This window comes from Deinococcus alpinitundrae (assembly GCF_009982895.1).
Taxonomy (GTDB): domain Bacteria; phylum Deinococcota; class Deinococci; order Deinococcales; family Deinococcaceae; genus Deinococcus; species Deinococcus alpinitundrae.
In genome coordinates this window covers 1-567 of the sequence record NZ_WXZL01000106.1, presented here as the reverse complement: position 1 = coordinate 567, position 567 = coordinate 1, and the positions used below count along the sequence as shown (strand labels likewise).

Genomic DNA, 567 nt, shown 5'->3' with positions numbered 1-567 from the left:
ATTGAGGCCGTCGTGCTGAAGTGGAGCGGCTACGGGTATCGGCGGGTCACCCGCGAACTGGCACGCAGAGGGCAGGGCGTCAATCACAAACGCGTCCTGCGGGTCATGCGGGAACGTCGGTTGTTGTGCCGACCCAAACGACGTTACCAGCGCACCACCGATTCGACTCACAACGAGAAACGCTTTCCTAATCTGCTCCCACAGACGATGCCGACCAAACCAGACCAGGTCTGGCAAGCTGATCTGACGTACGTGAGGGTGAAGCAGGGGTTCGTCTATCTGGCGTGCGTGCTGGACAGCTTCACGCGTGAGATCGTGGGCTGGTCAATGTCAAGATTGATTGATGCCGACCTGTCGCTGGCCGCACTGAATAACGCGCTGGCCGCTCGCAATCCAGCACCTGGACTCCTCCACCATTCTGATCAAGGTGTTCAGTACGCCAGCCGGATCTACATCGCCCGCCTGCGGGCGATGGGCATCACGCCCAGCATGTCCAGAACCGGCAATCCCTACGACAACGCCCGCATGGAGAGTTTCTATAAAACCCTGAAGACAGAGAAAGTCAAC

1 protein-coding gene is annotated in these 567 nt (G+C 58.7%); it reads left to right on the top strand.

The genetic code is table 11. The annotated features are described in order from the left end of the window. Positions 1 to 12: 12 nt before the first annotated feature. Positions 13 to 567, top strand: a 555-nt coding sequence (locus tag GUI70_RS22595) for an IS3 family transposase (protein ID WP_161884515.1), incomplete at its 3' end; no start/stop codon positions are given.